Below are 2,211 nucleotides of genomic sequence, written 5' to 3'. Positions count from 1 at the left end.
GGGCCATATCCCGCTCGATCAGCCCAAAAATTTCGGACTCATCGAGCGCATTCTTCATCCCGGTGTCCGTCGGGGGGACAATCTGAATTGCGCCCAGCACGAGCATCGGCGCCACGAATCCGGACCAAACCCAGCGGGTGAACCGATGGTTGAACGCTTCACCGATCGCCGCCGTGGCCGCGACCAGCAGGGCAAGCAGAACCACATCGACCTGATTCCACCAACTAAGCTGCCGGCAGGCGAATCCGATGGCGACGAACACCGGTCCCAGCGCGACGGCGAGGGACACCCGGGATGCCATTCCCGTCTGGCGGCGCAGGACCAACCATCCCGCCGGGAGCACCAGCAACACCGGCAGCACCGTGGCCCAAACCTTGGGGGTAATGAAGTCATCGACCAGCCAGCCCCATAGGCTGGTCTCCCGCACGTCGCCCGGCAGTCTGGTCAGCCGGAACGAGGACAGATCCACCTCCAGAAACCCCAGGCTGCGGGTCCGCCACATCGCAACGGGCACCGCCACAAGGGCCGCGGCCGCCAGCACGAGGACGACAATTTCCCGGAGGCTCCAGGAAGGTTTGCCCCGCTCGATCCAAGCCACCGCCCGCACCAGTACCGCGCCCCCACCCAGCCACGCCAGTCCGTAAAGCGGGTGATTGACCCGCAGCTGCCATGACCCCAGATGCGCGGGGAAGTACTCGATCAGGTAAACCCCAAGGCTGGTCGCGGCCCCTCCCAGCGCCCAAGCCCCCCACGGCAGGGGCCCCCGCGCCCCAGCCGGGTTTCCCTTCGCGTCGCCACGGTGAACCCAGGCCGCGATCAGTCCGCCCAAGGCGATCCCGATGAGGATAGGTACCTCACTGGTCACGCTGATCCACAGTCCAAGGCCGCCCATGAGGCCGGCGACAAAGAACCAGCGCCGCGCCCGATCACCCGCGTCCGCCGCCGCCGAATACGCTATGCGGATCCCGGCCAGCAGGGGAAGCACACTCCAGAACACACAAGCCCGCACCAGTCCCTGATCGCCAGGCACTCCCGGCAAAAATCCCGCAGCGAACGGGAAAATGGCCGCCATTCCGATCGAAAGCAATGCGGCTGGATAAACGCCGAACTGCCACGCCACAAAAATCGTGGCCCCCCCCAGGAAGAGCAGCTGCAGCAACGGGTCGGCAAACAGCGCCGCCTTCTCCACGGCCGGCCCGGGCGGGCGGCCGGAAATCACATGGTCGAGCCACGCGACCACTCCCAGCCACCAACGATAAGGCGAAGCTGAGGACACCTCCCGGCCGAACGGCGCATTCTCATAATCAATGTGCCGCACCCGCCATTCCCGGCGAGCGAACATTTGCCGGGTCTGGTCGAGCCACTCATAGCTGATGCCGTCGTGCTCCGGCACAATCAACCGGGGTTGCCAGCCGGCGTAACCGGCCGGCTCCGCCGCGGACCGTTCGGCAATTCCAGACACATATTCAACCCGCCGCACCCGCAGGGCATTGGTCCAGATCAGGAATCCGAAGGCACAGAGCGGGAATGCCACCCAGGCACAGGAAGAAAGTCGGAATGGGTTGCTCACTGGGGTCACTGCATTTGCCGCAGGTTTCGGAATCACGCAGGCAATCGCACAAAGAAGTATGGGGCAAGCAAAGTTCGGATTCCACGAGCTGGCCAAACTTTGCTTGACTCCCCGGAGCGAGGTTCGTCCCATCGCCGCCCGACCATGTCAGCCGCCGAGAATCGTAAGCGCCCCGGGGTGCGGGCTGCCGCCAGGCATGCCGTCCGCTGCGGAATGCTGGCCGGGGCCCTTTTCGCCGGTCTGGCCGCCTGGGCGGCGGATCCTGCAGGCAGCATCACGGAAACGCCGCTCGCACCGCACCCCTTTCCACGCGGGAAAACCATGTTCGTCCAACTCGCGCCCGAAGCGACCGTGGGCGAGTCGGTGGCAAAGCCCTTGACTTATTACGACAACAACGTGGTGGGCACGGTGCGGCTGCTAGAGGCCATGGTCGAATGCGACGTCAAGACACTGGTGTTCAGCTCGTCGGCCACGGTCTATGGCGATCCACAGCGCTTACCGTTGACCGAAGACCATCCGGTCTCGGCCACCAATCCCTATGGCCAAACCAAGCTGGTGATCGAGGGCATGCTGCGCGATCTGTTTCAAAGCGACGCCACGTGGCGCTTAGGGCTGTTGCGCTACTTCAATCCGGTAGGCGC

General features: G+C 64.7%; 2 protein-coding genes. One reads left to right on the top strand and one right to left on the bottom strand.

Annotation, left to right across the window (positions count from 1 at the left end; translation table 11 throughout):
* The coding region (locus tag QZY44_RS12545; RefSeq protein WP_295446689.1) for a hypothetical protein at positions 1–1,570 on the bottom strand (1,570 nt) is incomplete at its 3' end.
* 144 nt (positions 1,571–1,714) lie between these two features.
* Here QZY44_RS12545 and QZY44_RS12540 point away from each other — a divergent pair.
* The coding region (locus QZY44_RS12540; RefSeq protein ID WP_295446687.1) for an NAD-dependent epimerase/dehydratase family protein at positions 1,715–2,211 on the top strand (497 nt) is incomplete at its 3' end.

This window comes from uncultured Thiodictyon sp. (genome assembly GCA_903837595.1).
Taxonomy (GTDB): domain Bacteria; phylum Pseudomonadota; class Gammaproteobacteria; order Chromatiales; family Chromatiaceae; genus Thiodictyon.
The sequence above is the reverse complement of the archived record's forward strand: the minus strand, read 5'-3'. Positions and strand labels throughout refer to the sequence as shown.